Annotated in this window: 1 protein-coding gene; it reads right to left on the bottom strand. The window is 27.8% G+C overall.

Features of this window, described 5'->3' with window-relative positions; all coding sequences use genetic code 4:
* Nucleotides 1-87: 87 nt before the first annotated feature.
* On the bottom strand, nt 88-1,410 hold the full coding sequence (locus ACNF36_RS02995; RefSeq protein WP_418303678.1) for an aldehyde dehydrogenase family protein: 1,323 nt from the start codon (nt 1,408-1,410) through the stop codon (nt 88-90).
* Nucleotides 1,411-1,579 lie beyond the last annotated feature (169 nt).

Genomic DNA, 1,579 nt, shown 5'->3' with positions numbered 1-1,579 from the left:
TAAATTGAAAAACACCTCAACAATGTTGAGATGCTTTGAGTTTTTTATAAATTGTCTATAAGACTTGTCCTAGTTTAGTCTAAATGTCTAATATCATTTATTGAAAATTTGAAGTAGTTTGAGTATTTTTGATTTATTTTGCAATATCTTCAAAGTTCTCTTTTCTTTATAGACTTGTGTTTTATAAATTATAGGTTTTTTGTGTGTGAATGTATCAAAACCAGCTTTACCTCTATACTTACCAATTCCACTTTTACCTCTACCTCCAAATGCTAAACGTCTATTTTGTAGTTGTAAAAGTATGTCGTTTATCACTATTGATCCAGCTTTAATTTCATTAGTTACTTTATTAATTTCATAACTATTTCTCGTGAACAAGTAAGCTGTTAATGGTTCGGATTTTGAATTCACAAATTTAACTGCATCGTCTAACTCATTAAAAGTAATAATAGGTAACAATGGTCCAAAAATTTCTTCAGACATAACTTTCTGAGTTGTGTTATCTGATAATTCTAAGATATTTAAATCAAATTGTAATGTTTCTTCATTCCTTTTAGCTTGTGGTACTAATTTAACTAATCTATCATAATGTTCCTTATTTACAATTCTTGCAATATCCTCATTCATCGCATTTTTTTCTTTAAAAATAGAATGGTATGAATTGTTAATTTCCCGAATTAACTCTTCTTTTTTCTCTTTATGCACTAATACATAATCAGGTGCAATGCATGTTTGACCTGCATTAAGTAATTTTCCTAAAACCAATTTGTTAGCTGCTTCTTCTATATCTGCTGTGTATCCAACAATAAAAGGCGATTTTCCACCCAATTCCAATACACATGGAATTAACAATTCAGCAGCTTTTTTGTAATAAATTTGTCCAACTTTTTCTGAACCTGTAAAGAAAATAAAATCAATCTTATTTTCAGAGTAAATTTGCCCAACTATTTCCTTGTCTCCTTCATAGATTTTGACTTGCGTACTATTGAAAACACTTGTTCAAATCTTTTTAACAACTTGATTCGTGTTAGGACATAATTCAGATAATTTCAATATTACATTATTACCTGCTCCTATTGCATTAATAACAGGAATGAAAGATAAATTGAATGGATAATTTCAAGGACATACAATTAGAATATTTCCGTATGGTTCACTTTTTATGTATGTTTTGCTGTAAAAAGTGTGAATCGAGTTTGTTACTCTTTTATTTTTTCATCATCTTTTTAGCTTTCTAATATATAAATTAAGTTCATTTAAAACTTGACCTACTTCAGTGGCTTCAGCTTCTAAGGGATTTTTATTTAAATCTTTTTTGAGAGCTTCATAAATTAGTTCTCTGTTGTTTAATATTTCTTCTTTAAGCTTTTTTAAATTTGATTTTATTTCCTTAATTTCATGTTTATACATAACTATTATTTTACTTTATTTTATGATCATAATAAATAGCTTTTACATAGCGTACAAGATGTAAAAAACTAAAAGCCACTTCAGTAAAGTGGTTAAACTGGGACACTAAAAATGGACAGAAGGTTTAATTAGACATAATAACACCTCAATGATGTTGGGGTGTTTTTCA

The organism is Mycoplasma sp. 4463, from assembly GCF_048381515.1.
Lineage (GTDB): Bacteria > Bacillota_I > Bacilli_A > Mycoplasmatales > Metamycoplasmataceae > Mycoplasmopsis.
Note: the sequence above shows the minus strand (reverse complement) of the source record. Positions and strands in the feature narration are given on the sequence as shown.